Annotated in this window: 20 protein-coding genes; 18 read left to right on the top strand and 2 right to left on the bottom strand. The window is 38.6% G+C overall.

All coding sequences use genetic code 11. The features are described 5' to 3' along the window. Nucleotides 1–31 precede the first annotated feature (31 nt). From murA to KPL75_RS13205, 13 genes are all read left to right on the top strand, one after another. Complete coding sequence (gene murA, locus KPL75_RS13260; protein ID WP_002198761.1) at nt 32–1321, top strand: UDP-N-acetylglucosamine 1-carboxyvinyltransferase; 1290 nt, start codon at nt 32–34, stop codon at nt 1319–1321. Nucleotides 1322–1505: 184 nt separating this feature from the next. Continuing rightward, nucleotides 1506–2471 (top strand): class II fructose-bisphosphatase, encoded by a 966-nt coding sequence (gene glpX, locus KPL75_RS13255; RefSeq protein ID WP_219920958.1) that lies wholly within the window; start codon nt 1506–1508, stop codon nt 2469–2471. Nucleotides 2472–2851: 380 nt separating this feature from the next. After that, entirely contained in the window at nt 2852–4123 is a 1272-nt protein-coding gene (gene rho, locus KPL75_RS13250) for a transcription termination factor Rho (RefSeq protein WP_002123767.1), read from the top strand. A 443-nt stretch (nt 4124–4566) separates the two neighbouring features. Next, a complete protein-coding gene (locus tag KPL75_RS13245) occupies nt 4567–4812 on the top strand; it encodes a type B 50S ribosomal protein L31 (protein WP_000643447.1) in 246 nt (81 codons plus the stop codon). 110 nt (nt 4813–4922) lie between these two features. Continuing rightward, on the top strand, nt 4923–5507 hold the full coding sequence (locus KPL75_RS13240) for a thymidine kinase (protein WP_219920957.1): 585 nt from the start codon (nt 4923–4925) through the stop codon (nt 5505–5507). A gap of 354 nt (nt 5508–5861) precedes the next feature. Then, on the top strand, nt 5862–6929 hold the full coding sequence (prfA, locus tag KPL75_RS13235) for a peptide chain release factor 1 (RefSeq protein WP_002113060.1): 1068 nt from the start codon (nt 5862–5864) through the stop codon (nt 6927–6929). Then, a complete protein-coding gene (gene prmC / locus KPL75_RS13230) occupies nt 6929–7780 on the top strand; it encodes a peptide chain release factor N(5)-glutamine methyltransferase (protein ID WP_219920956.1) in 852 nt (283 codons plus the stop codon). The genes prfA and prmC overlap by 1 nt, the downstream gene beginning before the upstream one ends. A gap of 400 nt (nt 7781–8180) precedes the next feature. Continuing rightward, nucleotides 8181–9044, top strand: coding sequence for a stage II sporulation protein R (spoIIR, locus tag KPL75_RS13225; protein WP_219920955.1), 864 nt, complete (start codon nt 8181–8183; stop codon nt 9042–9044). A gap of 49 nt (nt 9045–9093) precedes the next feature. Next, nucleotides 9094–9552 (top strand): GNAT family N-acetyltransferase, encoded by a 459-nt coding sequence (locus tag KPL75_RS13220; protein ID WP_219920954.1) that lies wholly within the window; start codon nt 9094–9096, stop codon nt 9550–9552. 108 nt (nt 9553–9660) lie between these two features. Next, the gene (locus KPL75_RS13215) at nt 9661–10701 is read left to right on the top strand and encodes an L-threonylcarbamoyladenylate synthase (RefSeq protein ID WP_219920953.1); all 1041 of its coding nucleotides are present in this window, start codon (nt 9661–9663) and stop codon (nt 10699–10701) included. Between the two features lie 77 nt (nt 10702–10778). Beyond that, nucleotides 10779–11327 (top strand): manganese efflux pump MntP, encoded by a 549-nt coding sequence (locus tag KPL75_RS13210; RefSeq protein ID WP_219920952.1) that lies wholly within the window; start codon nt 10779–10781, stop codon nt 11325–11327. A 19-nt stretch (nt 11328–11346) separates the two neighbouring features. After that, entirely contained in the window at nt 11347–11478 is a 132-nt protein-coding gene (locus tag KPL75_RS27425; RefSeq protein ID WP_002144729.1) for a hypothetical protein, read from the top strand. An 81-nt stretch (nt 11479–11559) separates the two neighbouring features. Next, nucleotides 11560–11838: a DUF3935 domain-containing protein gene (locus tag KPL75_RS13205; RefSeq protein WP_098763950.1), complete on the top strand. Its 279-nt coding sequence runs from the start codon at nt 11560–11562 to the stop codon at nt 11836–11838. Between the two features lie 336 nt (nt 11839–12174). Here KPL75_RS13205 and KPL75_RS13200 read toward each other — a convergent pair whose 3' ends face one another. Both KPL75_RS13200 and KPL75_RS13195 read right to left on the bottom strand, forming a co-directional pair. Further along, nucleotides 12175–12786 (bottom strand): flavin reductase family protein, encoded by a 612-nt coding sequence (locus tag KPL75_RS13200; RefSeq protein WP_016106716.1) that lies wholly within the window; start codon nt 12784–12786, stop codon nt 12175–12177. 160 nt (nt 12787–12946) lie between these two features. Beyond that, nucleotides 12947–13333 carry a DoxX family protein gene (locus tag KPL75_RS13195; RefSeq protein ID WP_219920951.1) on the bottom strand — a complete coding sequence of 129 codons (387 nt, stop codon included), beginning with the start codon at nt 13331–13333 and terminating at the stop codon, nt 12947–12949. Between the two features lie 388 nt (nt 13334–13721). On the opposite strand from KPL75_RS13195, the gene KPL75_RS13190 reads away from it, so the two are divergent. From KPL75_RS13190 to glyA, 5 genes are all read left to right on the top strand, one after another. Beyond that, on the top strand, nt 13722–14219 hold the full coding sequence (locus tag KPL75_RS13190; protein ID WP_002016294.1) for a PTS sugar transporter subunit IIA: 498 nt from the start codon (nt 13722–13724) through the stop codon (nt 14217–14219). A gap of 224 nt (nt 14220–14443) precedes the next feature. Continuing rightward, a complete protein-coding gene (locus tag KPL75_RS13185; protein ID WP_219920950.1) occupies nt 14444–14884 on the top strand; it encodes a low molecular weight protein arginine phosphatase in 441 nt (146 codons plus the stop codon). A gap of 95 nt (nt 14885–14979) precedes the next feature. Then, nucleotides 14980–15423, top strand: a complete 444-nt coding sequence (gene rpiB / locus KPL75_RS13180) for a ribose 5-phosphate isomerase B (RefSeq protein ID WP_000869917.1) — start codon at nt 14980–14982, stop codon at nt 15421–15423. A gap of 66 nt (nt 15424–15489) precedes the next feature. Next, nucleotides 15490–16062, top strand: a complete 573-nt coding sequence (locus tag KPL75_RS13175; RefSeq protein WP_219920949.1) for a TIGR01440 family protein — start codon at nt 15490–15492, stop codon at nt 16060–16062. A 253-nt stretch (nt 16063–16315) separates the two neighbouring features. Continuing rightward, complete coding sequence (gene glyA / locus KPL75_RS13170; protein WP_219920948.1) at nt 16316–17557, top strand: serine hydroxymethyltransferase; 1242 nt, start codon at nt 16316–16318, stop codon at nt 17555–17557. The last annotated feature ends 271 nt before the right edge of the window (nt 17558–17828 follow it).

The raw sequence follows: 17828 nt of genomic DNA, 5'->3' as shown, positions 1-17828 counted from the left end.
GATAAATACATTCACAAGAAGGGAGCTCAATATGGAAAAGTTGCTAATTGAAGGCGGAAGAGCTTTAAATGGAACGATTCGCGTGAGTGGTGCAAAGAACAGTGCTGTTGCACTAATTCCAGCGACAATTTTAGCAGATACTCCAGTAACTATCGGTGGCGTTCCTAATATTTCGGACGTGAAAATGTTAGGAGATTTACTAGAGGAAATTGGAGGGAAAGTAACTTATGGGCAGGAAGAAGAGATGGTAGTCGATCCTTCTAACATGGTTGCGATGCCTTTACCAAATGGAAAAGTGAAAAAATTGCGCGCCTCTTATTATTTAATGGGTGCAATGCTTGGCCGTTTTAAAAAAGCTGTTATTGGGCTTCCAGGTGGATGTCATTTAGGGCCACGACCGATTGATCAGCATATTAAAGGGTTTGAAGCGTTAGGGGCACATGTTACAAATGAACAAGGTGCCATTTATTTAAGAGCAGACGAACTACGCGGGGCACGTATTTATTTAGATGTTGTTAGTGTAGGAGCTACGATTAATATTATGCTAGCGGCTGTACGAGCGAAAGGTAGAACTGTTATTGAAAATGCAGCGAAAGAACCAGAGATTATTGATGTAGCTACATTGTTAACGAGTATGGGAGCTCGTATTAAAGGTGCTGGTACAGACGTAATCCGAATTGATGGTGTGGATTCACTGCACGGTTGTCACCACACTATCATTCCAGACCGTATTGAAGCTGGTACGTATATGATTTTAGGAGCAGCGTCAGGAGGAGAAGTAACAGTTGATAATGTTATTCCTCAGCATTTAGAATCCGTTACTGCGAAGCTAAGAGAAGCTGGTGTTCAAGTTGAAACGAACGATGACCAAATTACAGTGAACGGCAATAGAAAGTTAAAAGTAGTTGATGTGAAAACGCTTGTATATCCAGGGTTTCCAACAGATTTACAACAGCCGTTTACAACGCTTTTAACAAAAGCGCATGGAACAGGAGTTGTAACTGATACAATTTACAGCGCACGTTTCAAGCATATTGATGAATTGCGCCGTATGAACGCGCAAATTAAAGTAGAAGGCCGTTCGGCAATTGTGACTGGACCTGTTTTATTGCAAGGTGCGAAGGTGAAAGCGAGTGACTTACGAGCTGGTGCCTCCCTTGTTATTGCGGGTTTAATGGCAGATGGCATTACAGAAGTAACGGGACTTGATCATATTGATCGAGGTTACGAAAATATAGTAGACAAGCTTAAAGGGCTTGGTGCAAACATTTGGCGAGAACAAATGACAAAGCAAGAAATTGAAGAAATGAAGAATGCATAAAGTGAAACTTTAATCAGTGTGGGTTATCCCACGCCGATTATTAGCCCTCACCAATTGGGATAAGGTGGTGATACTTCCGTTAATGGGGAGCGAAGAATCACTACTAACGGAAGTACACTTTATAGAAAAACAAGGTTCACAAAATACGGCAGAAATATAAAGGCTTAAAAGGAGAGGGATTATCGTGGAAAGAAGTTTATCTATGGAGTTAGTACGTGTAACAGAGGCTGCAGCATTATCATCAGCGCGTTGGATGGGGCGCGGAAAAAAAGATGAGGCAGATGGTGCAGCAACATCAGCTATGCGTGATGTATTTGATACAATTCCGATGAAAGGTACAGTTGTAATTGGCGAAGGTGAAATGGATGAAGCGCCAATGCTATATATCGGAGAAAAATTGGGTACAGGATATGGACCACGCGTAGACGTTGCAGTTGATCCTTTAGAAGGGACAAATATCGTAGCGGCTGGCGGTTGGAATGCGCTTGCTGTTATTGCAATTGCAGATCACGGCAATTTGTTACATGCTCCTGACATGTACATGGATAAAATCGCGGTTGGCCCAGAAGCGGTTGGAGCAATTGATATTGACGCACCTATTATCGACAACTTACGTGCTGTGGCGAAAGCGAAAAATAAAGATATTGAAGATGTTGTAGCGACAGTTTTAAATCGTCCGCGTCATCAAGCAATTATTGAAGAAATTCGTAAAGCTGGAGCTCGTATTAAGTTAATTAACGATGGAGATGTAGCTGGAGCAATTAATACAGCATTTGACCGTACCGGTGTAGATATTTTATTCGGTTCTGGTGGGGCGCCTGAAGGAGTATTAGCTGCGGTTGCATTAAAATGTTTAGGTGGAGAAATCCAAGGGAAGCTTCTTCCTCAAAATGAAGCTGAATTAGCTCGTTGTAAAAAAATGGGTATTGAAGATATAAATCGTATCCTTCGTATGGAAGACTTAGTAAAGGGTGACGATGCAATCTTTGCAGCAACAGGTGTAACGGACGGAGAACTATTACGAGGCGTTCAATTTAAAGGTAGCGTCGGAACAACACAATCCCTTGTTATGCGTGCAAAATCAGGCACAGTACGCTTCGTAGACGGACGTCATAGCTTAAATAAAAAACCGAATTTGGTTATTAAATAAAAAGTGGAGGCGGCTCGTTCAGAATCGCAGGAGGGTGGAGCTTCTGACGTAGAGGCGCTTTTTGCCTCGCAGGAAGGGGTTAAATGACCGTAGATTCTAGCTGCTGAAACTGGATTAAATACAAGCAGAAATGCCTTATCTATTCGGCCTTAAAATCAGGGGAGTAGAAAAAAGTAAGAAATATAACAAGCGAAGACAAATTTTCTTGTCTTCGCTTGTTGTATTTGTGTTTCAACGTATTGATTAAAACTAGACAAAAGGGTTACAATAGTGAATATTATCTACTTGAACTTATTGCCTTTCATTATTATTTATTTGCCTTCCGTATTTTTTCCCTTTACCCATGTGAAAAGAGAATAACGTTAAAGTGTGGTGTCTGAATGAATTTGTCAATTGCAGCATTAGAAAACATGAAATTAAAAGAGTTATACGAGCTTGCGAAAGAATTTAAGATTTCGTATTACAGTAAGTTAACGAAAAAAGAGCTGATTTTCGCCATCTTAAAAGCTCGAGCAGAAAAAGAAGGTTTCTTTTTCATGGAAGGCGTATTAGAAATTATTCAATCAGAAGGATTTGGATTCTTACGTCCTATCAACTACTCTCCAAGCTCAGAAGATATTTATATCTCAGCTTCGCAGATTCGTCGTTTCGATTTACGTAATGGAGATAAGGTTTCTGGTAAAGTACGACCTCCGAAAGAAAATGAACGCTATTTTGGATTATTACAAGTTGAAGCTGTAAACGGAGATGATCCAGATTCAGCAAAAGAGCGTGTGCATTTCCCTGCATTAACACCGTTATACCCAGATCGCCAAATGAAATTGGAAACGGAAACGAAAAAGTTACCGACACGCATCATGGATTTAATCGCACCAGTTGGATTTGGACAACGTGGTTTAATTGTCGCGCCTCCAAAGGCTGGTAAAACAAGTCTGTTAAAAGAAATTGCACACAGTGTCACAACAAATCATCCGGAAGCAGAATTAATTGTACTTTTAATTGATGAGCGTCCAGAGGAAGTAACAGATATTGAACGTTCTGTTAAAGGTGACGTTGTAAGCTCTACTTTTGATGAAGTACCAGAAAATCATATTAAAGTAGCTGAGCTTGTATTAGAGCGTGCAATGCGTCTTGTAGAGCATAAAAAAGACGTTGTCATTCTAATGGATAGTATTACCCGTTTAGCGCGTGCTTACAACCTTGTTATTCCGCCAAGTGGTAGAACTCTATCAGGTGGTATTGATCCAGCTGCTTTCCATAGACCGAAGCGTTTCTTCGGGGCTGCGCGTAATATCGAAGAGGGCGGTAGCTTAACAATTTTAGCAACAGCGCTTGTTGATACAGGTTCTCGTATGGATGATGTAATTTACGAAGAATTTAAAGGAACTGGAAATATGGAACTTCATTTAGATCGCTCATTAGCTGAGCGTCGTATCTTCCCGGCGATTGATATTCGTCGCTCTGGTACGCGTAAAGAAGACCTATTAATTCCGAAAGAACATTTAGACAAGCTATGGGGTATTCGTAAAACAATGCGTGATACACCAGACTTTGTTGAAGGCTTCTTACGTAAACTTCGTCAAACAAAGACAAATGAAGAATTTTTACAAAACATTGTTGCAGACTCAAAAAGGTATGTAACAACTAAGTAAAGGGAAAAGATTGGGACTCGCTTATTTCATAGTAAGCGAGTTTTTTATGTTTTTAAGGGAATATTAGAGAGAGTAATATATGGAAAAAATTTTGTTTTGGAGATAAAAATCATATTTGGATCGAGAGCTTGAAGTGTCCTGCGATTCTGGGCGAGCCGCTTGCGCTTTTAATTGATATCCAGTTCCGGCGGCTAGCTCTTCGTGTCTAAGAACCTCCGCTACTCAAGGTAAAAAGCACCTTTTGTGCGAGAGAACCTTAGCCAGTCAGAGCTAAGCGAGCCGCCTCCACTTTTAATTTTAAAAAGACAAAAACAGGTAGTTGCAAAATGGAGTTAGCCTTGTTATAATTTCATCATATGTGTTTCATCAATATAGTTGTGTAAGCAGCTGAAGATGAAAAACTCTGTTTCGAAAATGATTCAGGGCGGAAGGAGATGAAAAGAATGAAAGCAGGAATCCATCCAAATTACAATAAAGTTGTATTTATGGACACGAACACTGGCTTCAAATTCTTAAGCGGGTCTACAAAAGGCTCTAGCGAAACTGTTGAGTGGGAAGATGGTAACACTTATCCATTACTAAAAATTGAGATCAGTTCTGATTCTCACCCATTCTACACTGGACGTCAGAAGTTTGCTACTGCAGACGGACGTGTTGACCGCTTCAATAAGAAATACGGCATCAAGTAATAAAGAACATAAAACAGGCAAGTGTATGTATTCGCTTGTCTGTTTTTTTTGCGAAAATATTAAACCTTTACCCTACTTTGGATTAGGAAAGTAGATGAAAGGAGAGCTCAATGTACTTAATGAATCAAAATGGTTGGATTGAAGTGATTTGCGGGAGTATGTTTTCTGGGAAATCAGAAGAGCTCATCCGCCGTATACGCCGTACGCAATTTGCGAAACAACATGCGATTGTATTTAAACCATGTATTGATAATCGTTATAGTGAAGAAGATGTTGTATCACATAATGGATTAAAGGTTAAAGCAGTTCCTGTTGCAGCTTCAAAAGATATATTTAACCATGTAACAGAAGAAATGGATGTTATTGCAATCGATGAGGTACAATTTTTTGATGGGGACATTGTGGAAGTGGTGCAAGTATTGGCAAATCGTGGCTATCGTGTCATTGTAGCTGGATTAGACCAAGATTTCCGTGGTCTACCATTTGGACAAGTTCCTCAGCTGATGGCGATTGCTGAACATGTGACTAAATTGCAGGCAGTTTGTTCTGCATGTGGATCTCCTGCAAGTCGTACGCAACGTTTAATCGATGGAGAACCAGCGGCATTTGATGATCCAATTATTTTAGTTGGGGCTTCAGAATCGTATGAACCACGTTGTCGTCATTGTCATGCAGTACCTACAAAACAAAGATAAATGAAACTCGCTATGTAGAGCGGGTTTTTTTCAAAAATAGACGAAGATTGGTGGCAAGCTTTTCGTGTCTAAGCACCTCCCGCACTCAAGGTGAAAAGTACCTTTTGTACGAGAGAACCTTAGCCAGTCAGAGCTGAGCAAGCCGCCTGCGCTTTTAAATATAATCTAGCTCCAGCGGCTAGAATGGTCGGTGGTTTCGCTTCTTCCTGCGAGGCAAAGAGCGCCTCTCTGTCAGAAGCTCCAACCTCCTCCCATTCTGAGCGAGCCGCCTGCGCTTTTAAATATAATTTGCGTTTTTTTGATTAAGTACCATATACTATTTGTATTAGATACTAGGATGTAGAGGTGAATGGTGTGTTAGATCGTTTGCAAGCTGTAGAAGATCGTTATGAGAAGTTGAATGAGTTGTTAAGTGACCCAGAGGTTATTAGCGATACAAATAAGCTTCGTGAGTATTCAAAAGAGCAATCTGATATTCAGGACACGGTAGAGGTGTACCGTGAGTATAAAGATGTTCGTGAGCAATTACGAGATGCAAAAGCAATGTTAGAAGATAAGTTAGACGCTGATATGCGTGACATGGTAAAAGAAGAGGTTTCTGAATTAGAAGGACAAGAGAAAACATTATCAGAACGTCTGAAAATTTTACTTGTTCCAAAAGACCCTAATGATGATAAAAACGTTATCGTTGAGGTTCGTGGTGCTGCTGGTGGTGACGAGGCGGCTTTATTTGCTGGTGATTTATATCGTATGTATAGCCGTTATGCTGAGGTGCAAGGTTGGAAAACTGAAATTATCGAAGCGAGCTATACAGAGTTAGGTGGATATAAAGAGATTATCTTTATGATTAACGGTAAAGGTGCTTTCGCGAAGCTGAAATTCGAGAATGGTGCTCACCGTGTACAACGTGTTCCTGAAACGGAATCTGGTGGACGTATTCATACATCTACAGCAACTGTAGCTGTATTACCAGAGGCAGAAGAAGTAGAAATTAATATTCATGAAAAAGATGTTCGTGTTGATACATTTGCTTCTAGTGGTCCTGGTGGACAAAGCGTTAATACAACGATGTCAGCGGTACGTTTAACACATTTACCGACTGGTGTAGTTGTATCTTGTCAGGATGAGAAATCACAAATTAAGAATAAAGAAAAAGCGATGAAAGTATTACGCGCACGTGTTTATGATAAGTTTAGACAAGAAGCGCAAGCTGAGTATGATCAAAACCGTAAACAAGCTGTTGGTACGGGAGATCGTTCAGAGCGTATTCGTACGTATAACTTCCCGCAAAACCGTGTTACAGACCATCGAATCGGTTTAACGATTCAAAAGCTAGATCAAATCTTACAAGGTAAGTTAGATGATTTCATCAATGCCTTAGTGATGGAAGATCAGGCTCAAAAGATGGAGGCAGCTGAGTAATGCGTGTCTATGAAGCCCTGAAATGGGCTTCTTCTTTTTTACAGGAAAATGGACGAGATGAAAATGCGGGAGAAATTGTCCTTTGTCATGTATTAAAGACGAACAGAACCGGAATGCTCATGAATATGCGTGAAGAAATAACTGCGGAACAAGAGAAAAGTTTTGCAGAATTTATCCACAAGCACGTAGAAGGTACTCCGATCCAATATATGCTTGGTTATGAAATGTTTTATGGCCGATCATTCTTTGTAAATGAAGAGGTATTGATACCAAGACCGGAAACAGAGGAACTTATAGTTGGGGTGCTAGAGAGAATTGAGCGCCATTTCGGTAATGAGGAGCTTCACATAGCGGATATTGGAACAGGTAGTGGAGCGATTTCTATTACGCTCGCTTTAGAAAATAAAAATCTTCGTGTGTATACAGTAGATATCGCGCAGGAGTCGATTGAAGTTGCAAAAGAAAATGCAAAAACTTTAGGGGCGGATGTAACTTTCTATCACGGCGATTTACTGTCACCGTTCTATGAAACAGGTCAAAAGTTAGATGTTGTTGTTTCCAATCCTCCGTACATACCAGAGGAAGATTGGCGTGGTCTTTCTACTGTTGTGAAGGAGCATGAGCCGAAGCGTGCGCTTGTTGGTGGGGAAGATGGACTAGATTTCTATCGTCGTTTTATGGAGGAATTGCCGAATGTATTACAGAAAAAGGCGATTGTGGCGTTTGAAATTGGTGTAGGCCAAGGTGAAGATGTGAAAGCATTATTACAGCAAACTTTCCCGCGCGCTCAAGTTGAAGTTGTATTTGATATTAATGGAAAAGATCGCATGGTATTTGCAGAGATGGAGTAAGGCATAAGCCTTACTCTATTTTTTGTATAAAAAATTCGTAACTACTCAGCCATACATTTCATTTAGAAGTTTGGTAAGGAGTATTATTCCAGAGAAAATATGCCTCTTATTACCTATAGAAAGTTATTTTCATTTTTCAGTATATAGATTGCTGCCACGAAGATAAAAATGGACATACACTTTGCTAGCTTTCTTTGTTTTAAAACTTCGCATGTGGCAGGAAAAGGCACTGACCGCTCCTGTACATAGCCAGTCCCTCTTGCCCATTTAAACAAATGCTTTTCTGTCGGTTTTTCATAGAGTGGCTGAGTAGTTACAAAAATTTATATAGATTTTGAATTTAATAGTTTAGAAAGAAGTAACTCTGTCCACACTGTTTCTAGAGGGGACGGTGGAGGAAATGAAAAAACAAGTTATTGCTTACTTTCTTTTATTATTAATTGGTGCACAGTTACTTGTGCAGTTTGGATATATGAAAGCTGATGCAAAAGGGCCTGCTGTTATTCCGAAAGAGGCCGTTCGATTACGTATTTTAGCTAATAGTGATTCTGATAAAGATCAGGCATTAAAACGTAAAGTACGTGATGAAGTGAAAGCACAAATTGATGGATGGGTAGCGGATTTAACGTCATTTGAAGAAGCTCGAAAAGTAATTCAAAATCATATTCCTGAAATTGAAAAGACAGTGGCGAATACGCTGAAAAGAGAAGGAAGTAAAGAGGCGTTTCAAGTGAAATTTGGTAAGAATGTAAAGTTTCCTACAAAGGTATATGGAAATTTTATTTATCCGGCAGGAGAATATGAAGCGGTACTTATTACAATTGGAAAAGGTGAAGGTGCAAACTGGTGGTGTGTATTATTTCCACCGATGTGTTTCTTAGATTTTTCAAGTGGTACAGCTGTAAGGAAAGAAGAACATGTTGTGAAAGCTGAATCTCCTGAAGAGGAGCAGGTGAGACAACCAGATGAGGAAGTAGTGGATGTACCGGAGAAGAAAGAGGATAAGGTGAAAGAAAAGAAAGTAGTAAAGCCGGAAAAAGCTGAAAAAGTAACAGTACAGGAAAAGAAAGTAGTAAAACACGAAACGCAAGTAGAAGAACAGCCCGTAAAAAAAGTAGAAACAAAAACTGTGGAAAAAGTGGAGAAAACTGTGGAGCAAAAACAAGAAAAGCAAAATGAGTATGTAACAGTAGAAGAGGAAGAAGAGAAACCAGAGGTTAAATTATTTATCGTCGAAGCTTTTACAGCTTTATTCTCTAAATAGTACTATTAATAAATCCTTCCCCATATATATCAATGAGGAGGGATTTACTATGAAGAACGTGTATTTTGCTACGAAAGCAGATGTAGAAAGATTGCATTCTTTTTTCGGACAAGCTAATAAAAAAGATGATAAAATAAATGAGTTGTACGCACAATTTATGATCTTGGAAGAGGCAGGAGAAATACGAGCGGTAATTGGATATGAACAAAGTGGAAAAAATGCACTTATCCGTTCTTGTTTATTCACACCTAATGTGGATAAACAGACTTTCTTATATTTTTTCGAGATGTTTTTGCAGTATATGAAAGAAAAAGATATTCGACAATTGTACTTACTCACAAATCATCCACAATCTGTGACAATCTTTCAGTTTTTTAACTTTGTCATTATAGAGAAAGAGGAAGTGCCAGAGGAAATTCGACAGTTAGAACACTTTTGTAAAAATATAAAAGAGCTAAATGCAATAATACTAAATTGTCAGCTATTCACAAAGTTATCCACGGATTAACAAGGTTTATCCACATTTTGTGGATAAACCTTGTTTGTCTTTTGGATAAATCTCATAGTAAACTAAAAATAGACAAGTATTTCATGGTAGAAAAGGACGTGGGAAAAAATGCATACAAATATGTGGATTGTGGATAATGTTGTGGAAAGAAAAAAATATTATCCACAATTAAAAGAAGCGGCAAGATTATTAAGAGAAAATGAAGCGGTGGCCTTCCCGACGGAAACGGTATATGGGTTAGGAGCAAACGCAATGGATGATGAAGCGATAGCGAAAATTTTTGAAGCGAAAGGGAGACCGAGCGATAATCCACTGATTGTCCACATAGGAACAAAATCTCAGTTAGATGGTATTGTAAGAGAAATTCCGCCGGTTGCAGAAAAGTTAATGGAGCATTTTTGGCCAGGACCATTAACAATCATTTTACCGAGAAAAAAAGGGATTTCAGAGAGGGTTACGGCAGGACTTAATACAGTTGGAGTGAGGATGCCGGATCATCCAGTAGCGCTCGCCCTTATTGAAGAGGCAAACGTGCCTGTTGCAGCACCGAGTGCGAATCGTTCAGGACGCCCAAGTCCAACGTTAGCTTCTCATGTGTATGAAGATTTAAATGGAAAAATTGCTGGTATTGTTGATGGCGGGGCAACAGGAGTAGGCGTTGAATCCACTGTAATTGACTGTACGAGCGAGGTTCCGACGATTTTACGTCCAGGTGGGATTACGAAGGAGCAATTAGAAGCAGTGATAGGAAATGTTTCTTTAGATCCAGCTTTAAAGGATGAGAAAGAAAAACCGAGATCACCTGGAATGAAATATACACATTACGCACCGAAAGCGCCACTTAGTATTGTTGAAGGGTCCCGTGAGTTTATTCAACGTATTGTGGATGAGAAAAAGAAAGAAGGATTTAAAGTAGGTGTATTAACGACAGAAGAGTATCAGCGTGTGTATAGTGCAGATGTTGTATTGTCTTGCGGTGTGCGAAGCGATTTAGCCAGTGTTGCGACTAAGTTATATGATGTGCTTAGAACGTTTGATGCAAGTGAAGTAGATGTTATTTTTAGTGAATCATTCCCGAATGAAGGAATAGGAAATGCAATTATGAATCGTTTAACAAAAGCTGCGGGACATCATATTATCACTGAATGATAATGTACCTTTAGCAAACAGAATATTTCTCCTCGGATAAGCATATTGTGAAGTAGCACGTCCGAGGGGGGATATGAGTGACACTTGAACAATTAATACCTTTAATAATTATGGCATTTGCCCTGGGGATGGATGCATTTTCAGTGAGCCTCGGTATGGGAATGGTAACATTAAAGTTAAGACAAATCCTTTATATCGGTATGACGATTGGGATATTTCATATTATTATGCCATTTATCGGAATGGTACTAGGACGTTTTCTATCAGAGAGGTATGGGGATGTTGCGAATTTTGCAGGAGCTATTTTATTAATTGGGCTAGGGTTCTATATCGTATATTCGTCTATTTTAGAAGGGGAAGAGACTAGAACTGCTCCAATTGGAATTAGTTTATTTGTATTTGCATTTGGTGTCAGTATAGATAGTTTTTCAGTAGGTCTTAGTCTTGGAATTTACGGAGCAGAGACGATTATTACGATATTATTGTTTGGATTTGTAAGCATGTTATTAGCGTGGGTTGGCTTATTAATTGGTAGACATGCGAAAGGTATGCTTGGTACATATGGTGAAATAGTAGGTGGTATCATTCTGGTTGGATTTGGATTATATATCCTTTTTCCTATATAATTTTATGTAGGAGGGAATTATGAACAAGTTATTGGGATGGTATGTTAAGTTTTTAACCTTCTTTCCTCGATGGCTAAGAAGACTTATAATTTGGGGTATTATTTTGCAAATTTCGATGTTAGGTTGGATAAAATTAATTCGTGAATGGTAAGATGATTCCTTTCTGTGCATAGTTTTGTTTGTACTATATTGATCGCACTAAAAAATTGCAAATATAGAAAGGATGAGATGAATGACGAGATTGAAGCAAGTTTTTGGTATTATTATTAGTTTTTTTGTTTTTTGGTTTAGTATGCTCGGTGTACAAATGTTTGCCGAGTTTTTAGATATTGAGTCATTAAAATTTGTTGCAGGAAAATCGGAGGCGGCGCGTGCGTTTTATTCACCGTATCCATTTTTAATCGTTTTCCTTATTACATTGCTTTCTTTATATTTCTTTGTAATAAAGCTTGGTAAATCTAAAAAAGAGAAATTACCTGCATTAGAAGAAAAGAAGGAAGAATTACAGTGAAAAAATCCCCCGCTTTTAGCGGGGGATTTTATATTTGGGTGATGAAAGACTCCAATACTCTATGATTCTGAACGAGCCGGTTTCACTTTTAGTTGATATCCAGCTCCAGCGGCTAGAATGGTCGGTGGCTTCGCGTCTTCCTGCGAGGCAAAAAGCGCCTCTACGTCAGAAGCTCCATCCTCCTCCCATTCTGAACGAGCCGCTTCCGCTTTTAGGTTGATATCTAGTTCCAGTGGCCAGCTCTTCGCATCTAAGAACCTCCCGCACGAAAGGTAAAAAGCACCTTTTTTGCGAGAGAACCTTAGCTGGTCAGAGCTAAGCGGGCCCCTTCCACTTTTAGATTGGCCTCACCAATTCAAATTGTTCTCCTAGTTTTGCGTAGTTGTGTCCTGCTAGGCGGCTTATTGGTTTTAGTTCTTCGGCGTGAATTCGGCCGTTTTCGTATAAGTGTTCTGCGACGTGGAAGCGAACGACACGGCCAATTAGTAGATCACAAGCTGGTGAGTCTTCGGTTCCGCCGAGCGGGATAGCGCGTTCTAATACGCATTCCATTCGAATGTTTGCTTCTTTCACTCCTGGTACTGAAATGACATCACTGTCGATTGGTGTTAGTTTTGCTAATTCGATTTCACTTTCATTAGGGGGTAGGTTGGCTGCTGTTTCATTGATCGCTTCTACGTAAGATTCATCAGAAATATGTACGACAAATTCCCCTTTTTCAATTGCGTTTCGGGAAGTGTCTTTCGGTTTTCCTTCTTTTCGTTGTACTGAAACTGAGATAAGTGGTGGATTGGCAGCGACGATATTGAAATAACTATATGGTGCACCGTTCAATACACCATCTTTAGTTACAGAAGTAACGAATGCGACAGGACGTGGAATGATACTTCCTGTTAGTAATTTGTAATTATCTTTTTCGGTTTGTTCGTTTGGATTAATGGATAACATGTTGTAATCCCCTTTCTAAATATGAATACTTATTGTTTGTTTACAAGATATCAATGGGAATCTCCTGCTGAAAATAATATTTTTTTGATGATGTGAAAAAGAGATTACCTCAATTTGAAGTAATCTCTTTTTTGTAAATATCTTGAAATAGAGATAAATATTAAAGTAAAACGTATGCACCAGGACCGATTAAAGCTACACCAACAGCAACGGCGATTAAAATTAAATTATATTCAAATCCGTCTTGTGTTACCCAGTAACCATTTTTTCCGTGAACAGTGAAGATTGCCATTAACATTGTTCCAACGATAAATAATGAACCAATTGCAGTGAAAATACCTGATGCGAATAAGAAACCACCTAATAATTCAGTTGCACCAGCCATAAATGCCATAAATACACCAGGGCGTAAACCGATTGATTCCATCCAACCGCCCGTTCCTTTTAAGCCATAACCACCGAACCAACCGAATAATTTTTGAGCACCATGACCCATGAATGTAATTCCTATAATAAGACGAATAATAAGAAGACCGAAATCCATCATTTTTGAAAACCTCCTAAAAGTTTATTAACTTATTGTATGTAAGTAATAATAAAATAGTTACTTACTTTAGTCAAGTGAATTCCGAAAAAAGTTTGAAGTAAATTTTACAAATTAACGACAAAAAATAAAATGTAGTAAAGACCTCTAGACAAGTTGGGTGAAAAAAGAGAAAATATAAGTAGAAGTTAACTTCTTATTGTTATTCAGACAATCAGAATTGACTGGAATTTTGTGAAGCGCTACAATAAGAGTCTATTAGTAATGACGTAATTTATTTCGAAAGCGTTTTTACAGTATAATATTCGAAGTATGAAGTCTTACATGTATCCCGAGCTTTACTAGGGATTGCCCTATAAACTTTTAGGTAAATTATAAGGAGGACTATCCTATGTTTAAAAAATTATTCGGTTTTGGTTCAAAAACAAATGAAGAAACAATCGTAGCTCCATTAACTGGAGCAGTGAAAAATATTGAAGAAGTACCAGATCCAGTATTCGCTGGTCGTATGATGGGTGACGGTGTTGCAATCGATCCTACTGAAGGTGTAGTTGTATCTCCAGTTGATGGTGAAATCGTACAATTATTCCACACAAAACATGCTATTGGAATTAAAGCGAAAAACGGTACAGAAATTTTAATCCATGTTGGATTAGAAACTGTAAAGATGGAAGGCGAAGGTTTCGAAGCTCACGTTTCTGAAGGCCAAGCTGTAAAAGCTGGAGATAAATTAATCTCATTCGACTTAGAATTAATCCGTGAAAAAGCGAAAAGCACAATTACTCCAATCGTTATTACAAACACAGATGCAGCTGAGTCTATTAAGACAACTGTAGGTGTAACAGCTACAAAAGGTTCAACAGAAGTAATGAAAGTTACAATGAAATAATTGTTGTATAAAAGGAATCCGTTTCATATGAAATGGATTCCTTATTTTTTGTCGTATGTTTAGTAGGTATGTTAAAATACTCTAGGCACTTGGAAATAGGGTTTCACATATATGTGGATAGGCGCATTTTTCTTAGAAAAATGCGCCTATCCACATTTCTTTTGTTCCATCCTAATGTAAGCTATTATTAAAGGGAAAAGATACAATATAGGGGGTGGGTTTGGATGAAACGAGTGTTATTTGTTTGCACTGGTAATACATGTCGTAGTCCGATGGCTGAGGCGCTGCTTCGTCATCATGGAGGAGATAAGTTTGAAGTGCAATCTGCTGGTGTTTTCGCCTATCCTGGAAGCGATGCATCGGTATATGCGAAGGAAGCTTTAGCTGAAAAAGGAATTTCAATCGATCATGCCGCGCAGCAGGTAAACGATATTTTGGTTGATTGGGCGGATATTGTAGTAACAATGACGGAAAACCATAGGGAAATTGTACTTGGGCATTATCCGAGTGTTGAAAAGAAATTGGATACATTATATGGATTAACTGAGGGTGTAAGTAAGGATATTTCAGATCCATTTGGCGGATCGCTTTCTATTTATAAAGAAACGTTAGAAGAGATGGAAAAACTTGTACAAACTTTACTGAAAAAACATTCAGAAGGTTGATGTTTCGTGTATAATACGATATTGGAGATCACTTCGTTCTATTAAGGTAGCGAGTGTAAATGAAGATAATTGATTGAAACTTTGGAGGGGTAAAAATGAAAGTAGTAGTAGCATCTGATCACGGCGGTATGAATATCCGTAAAGAACTTGTAAGTTTATTAGAAGAGTTAAATATTGAATATATTGATTTAGGTTGTGAATGTGAAGCTGGTTCTGTTGATTACCCTGATTTTGCGTTTCCAGCAGCAGAAATGGTAGCAAATGGTGAAGTGGATCGTGGCATTTTAGTTTGCGGGACAGGCATTGGGATGTCAATCGCAGCAAATAAAGTAAATGGTATTCGTTGTGCATTAGTTCATGATACTTTCAGTGCGAAAGCGACGAGAGAGCATAATGACACTAACATGTTAGCAATGGGCGAGCGTGTAATTGGAGCTGGTCTAGCGCGTGATATCGCGAAAATTTGGCTAACAACTGACTATGAAGGTGGCCGCCACGAAAACCGCGTAGGAAAAATTAAAACGTACGAAACAAAGTAATAGATTCTAACTATAAGTAGTTTGAAATATAATTTGGTGAACCAACCTGTGAAAGGAAGAGGCGTAATGACAGAAATCGTAAAGGTAAGAGAACAGCTACAAATATCGCTTTCTGATTTCCAAGAACAAGCCACGCTGCAAAGTGGCCAAATTTTTGTAGTGGGGTGTAGCACGAGCGAAGTGCTAGGTGAAAGAATTGGAACATCAGGAACGATGGAAGTGGCAGAGGCGATTTTTTCTGAATTTAAACAATTTCAAGAACGAACAGGTATTGAATTGGCGTTTCAATGTTGTGAGCATTTAAATCGTGCTTTAGTAGTTGAGAGAGATGTAGCGATGAAATATCAATTTGAAATTGTAACAGTTACGCCTGTTAGATCAGCAGGTGGTGCATTAGCGACGTATGCGTATCACAATTTTAAAGATCCGGTAGTAATTGAGTTTATTAAAGCAGATGCAGGAATGGATATCGGCGATACATTTATCGGTATGCATTTAAAGCATGTAGCTGTACCGGTTCGTACAAGTGTGAAGGAAATAGGAAGTGCGCATGTAACGATGGCGAAAACACGTGGGAAGCTAATAGGTGGAGCACGTGCTGTTTATGCGGCAAATGAAGAAGCTATTCCTTGCCGTTAAACATGAAAAATTATAAAGTCTTATAACAGCTTTATATTGAAAGGTAAAAGGTATGTAGTCTGACCTTATAATAGAAGAAAGAAAAGACCAATTTTGGTCTTTTTTTTTCTTTTATGATATAGAAAGTCATGTTAGAATGTAGTTGAAAACATGAAGGTTCGAAAGAATTACAACCTGAATTTTCGTTTTTTCTGAATAAATGAGAAAAAACTATTGGGAATTGATGTAATTCGTTCAGAAAAGGGGGATTTTGGTGAATTATTTAAAACGTCAAGATGAAAAGGTATTTGCTGCAATTGAGGCAGAACTAGGAAGACAGCGTTCAAAGATTGAGCTAATTGCTTCGGAAAACTTCGTAAGTGGAGCAGTAATGGAGGCGCAAGGTTCTGTTTTAACGAATAAGTATGCTGAAGGATATCCTGGAAAACGTTACTATGGTGGTTGTGAACACGTAGACGTAGTAGAAGATATCGCACGTGATCGCGCGAAAGAAATTTTTGGCGCAGAGCATGTAAATGTTCAACCACATTCTGGTGCACAAGCGAACATGGCAGTATACTTTACGATTTTAGAGCAAGGCGATACAGTACTTGGTATGAATTTATCTCATGGTGGTCACTTAACACACGGAAGCCCTGTTAACTTCAGTGGAGTACAATATAATTTCGTAGAATATGGCGTGGATGCTGAATCTCACCGTATTAATTACGATGATGTATTAGCAAAAGCGAAAGAACATAAACCAAAATTAATCGTTGCAGGTGCAAGTGCATATCCTCGTGTTATCGATTTCAAACGATTCCGTGAGATTGCAGATGAAGTGGGTGCATACTTTATGGTTGATATGGCACATATCGCTGGTTTAGTAGCTGCTGGTTTACATCCAAACCCAGTACCACATGCACATTTCGTTACAACGACAACACATAAAACATTACGTGGTCCACGTGGTGGTATGATTTTATGTGAAGAGCAATTTGCAAAACAAATTGATAAATCAATCTTCCCTGGTATTCAAGGTGGTCCACTTATGCACGTAATTGCTGCAAAAGCTGTTGCATTTGGTGAGACACTACAAGATGAGTTTAAAACATATGCACAACATATCATTAATAATGCGAATCGCTTAGCTGAAGGTCTTCAAAAAGAAGGACTTACACTTGTTTCTGGTGGAACAGACAATCATTTAATCTTAATTGATGTTCGTAACTTAGAAATTACAGGTAAAGTAGCAGAGCACGTATTAGATGAAGTTGGTATTACAGTGAACAAAAATACAATTCCATTTGAAACAGCAAGCCCATTTGTAACAAGCGGCGTACGTATCGGTACAGCAGCTGTAACATCTCGTGGTTTCGGTTTAGAAGAAATGGATGAAATTGCGGCACTTATTGCTTATACATTAAAAAATCATGAGAATGAAGTTGCATTAGAAGAAGCAAGTAAGCGTGTAGAAGCGTTAACGAGCAAATTCCCAATGTATACAAATCTATAATAGATTGAAAAAGACTGCTGAAACATAATTGTTTTAGTAGTCTTTTTTTTGGACATATATTGGTTTTAAAGTATGTATACAAATGATGAATAAATTTTGGCGATATAATGAAGGATACAGCTCCCATAATTGGTAAAGATACTAGATAGATTCATTCTAATTCACGATTTTACCAAATTTGCCCTTGAATATTAGTAACGTTTTCTTTACAATCGTAAATAGTGCAAAAAAGCGTGTGAAAACGCATGAATATCATCTAAAGGAGAGATTC

It is taken from the genome of Bacillus sp. NP247 (assembly GCF_018966865.1).
Lineage (GTDB): Bacteria > Bacillota > Bacilli > Bacillales > Bacillaceae_G > Bacillus_A.
This window is presented reverse-complemented; position numbering and strand designations above follow the sequence as displayed.

Excerpts from the sequence above, each read along its gene's own strand:
- prmC (WP_219920956.1), top strand. The coding sequence starts at position 6,929 with ATGCGTGTCTATGAAGCCCTGAAATGGGCTTCTTCTTTTTTACAGGAA.
- KPL75_RS13190 (WP_002016294.1), top strand. The coding sequence starts at position 13,722 with ATGTTTAAAAAATTATTCGGTTTTGGTTCAAAAACAAATGAAGAAACA.
- KPL75_RS27425 (WP_002144729.1), top strand. The coding sequence starts at position 11,347 with ATGAACAAGTTATTGGGATGGTATGTTAAGTTTTTAACCTTCTTTCCT.
- spoIIR (WP_219920955.1), top strand. The coding sequence starts at position 8,181 with ATGAAAAAACAAGTTATTGCTTACTTTCTTTTATTATTAATTGGTGCA.
- KPL75_RS13240 (WP_219920957.1), top strand. The coding sequence starts at position 4,923 with ATGTACTTAATGAATCAAAATGGTTGGATTGAAGTGATTTGCGGGAGT.
- KPL75_RS13175 (WP_219920949.1), top strand. The coding sequence starts at position 15,490 with ATGACAGAAATCGTAAAGGTAAGAGAACAGCTACAAATATCGCTTTCT.
- KPL75_RS13245 (WP_000643447.1), top strand. The coding sequence starts at position 4,567 with ATGAAAGCAGGAATCCATCCAAATTACAATAAAGTTGTATTTATGGAC.
- rho (WP_002123767.1), top strand. The coding sequence starts at position 2,852 with ATGAATTTGTCAATTGCAGCATTAGAAAACATGAAATTAAAAGAGTTA.
- rpiB (WP_000869917.1), top strand. The coding sequence starts at position 14,980 with ATGAAAGTAGTAGTAGCATCTGATCACGGCGGTATGAATATCCGTAAA.
- KPL75_RS13215 (WP_219920953.1), top strand. The coding sequence starts at position 9,661 with ATGCATACAAATATGTGGATTGTGGATAATGTTGTGGAAAGAAAAAAA.
- KPL75_RS13185 (WP_219920950.1), top strand. The coding sequence starts at position 14,444 with ATGAAACGAGTGTTATTTGTTTGCACTGGTAATACATGTCGTAGTCCG.
- KPL75_RS13200 (WP_016106716.1), bottom strand. The coding sequence starts at position 12,786 with ATGTTATCCATTAATCCAAACGAACAAACCGAAAAAGATAATTACAAA.
- KPL75_RS13195 (WP_219920951.1), bottom strand. The coding sequence starts at position 13,333 with ATGATGGATTTCGGTCTTCTTATTATTCGTCTTATTATAGGAATTACA.
- KPL75_RS13220 (WP_219920954.1), top strand. The coding sequence starts at position 9,094 with ATGAAGAACGTGTATTTTGCTACGAAAGCAGATGTAGAAAGATTGCAT.
- murA (WP_002198761.1), top strand. The coding sequence starts at position 32 with ATGGAAAAGTTGCTAATTGAAGGCGGAAGAGCTTTAAATGGAACGATT.
- KPL75_RS13205 (WP_098763950.1), top strand. The coding sequence starts at position 11,560 with ATGACGAGATTGAAGCAAGTTTTTGGTATTATTATTAGTTTTTTTGTT.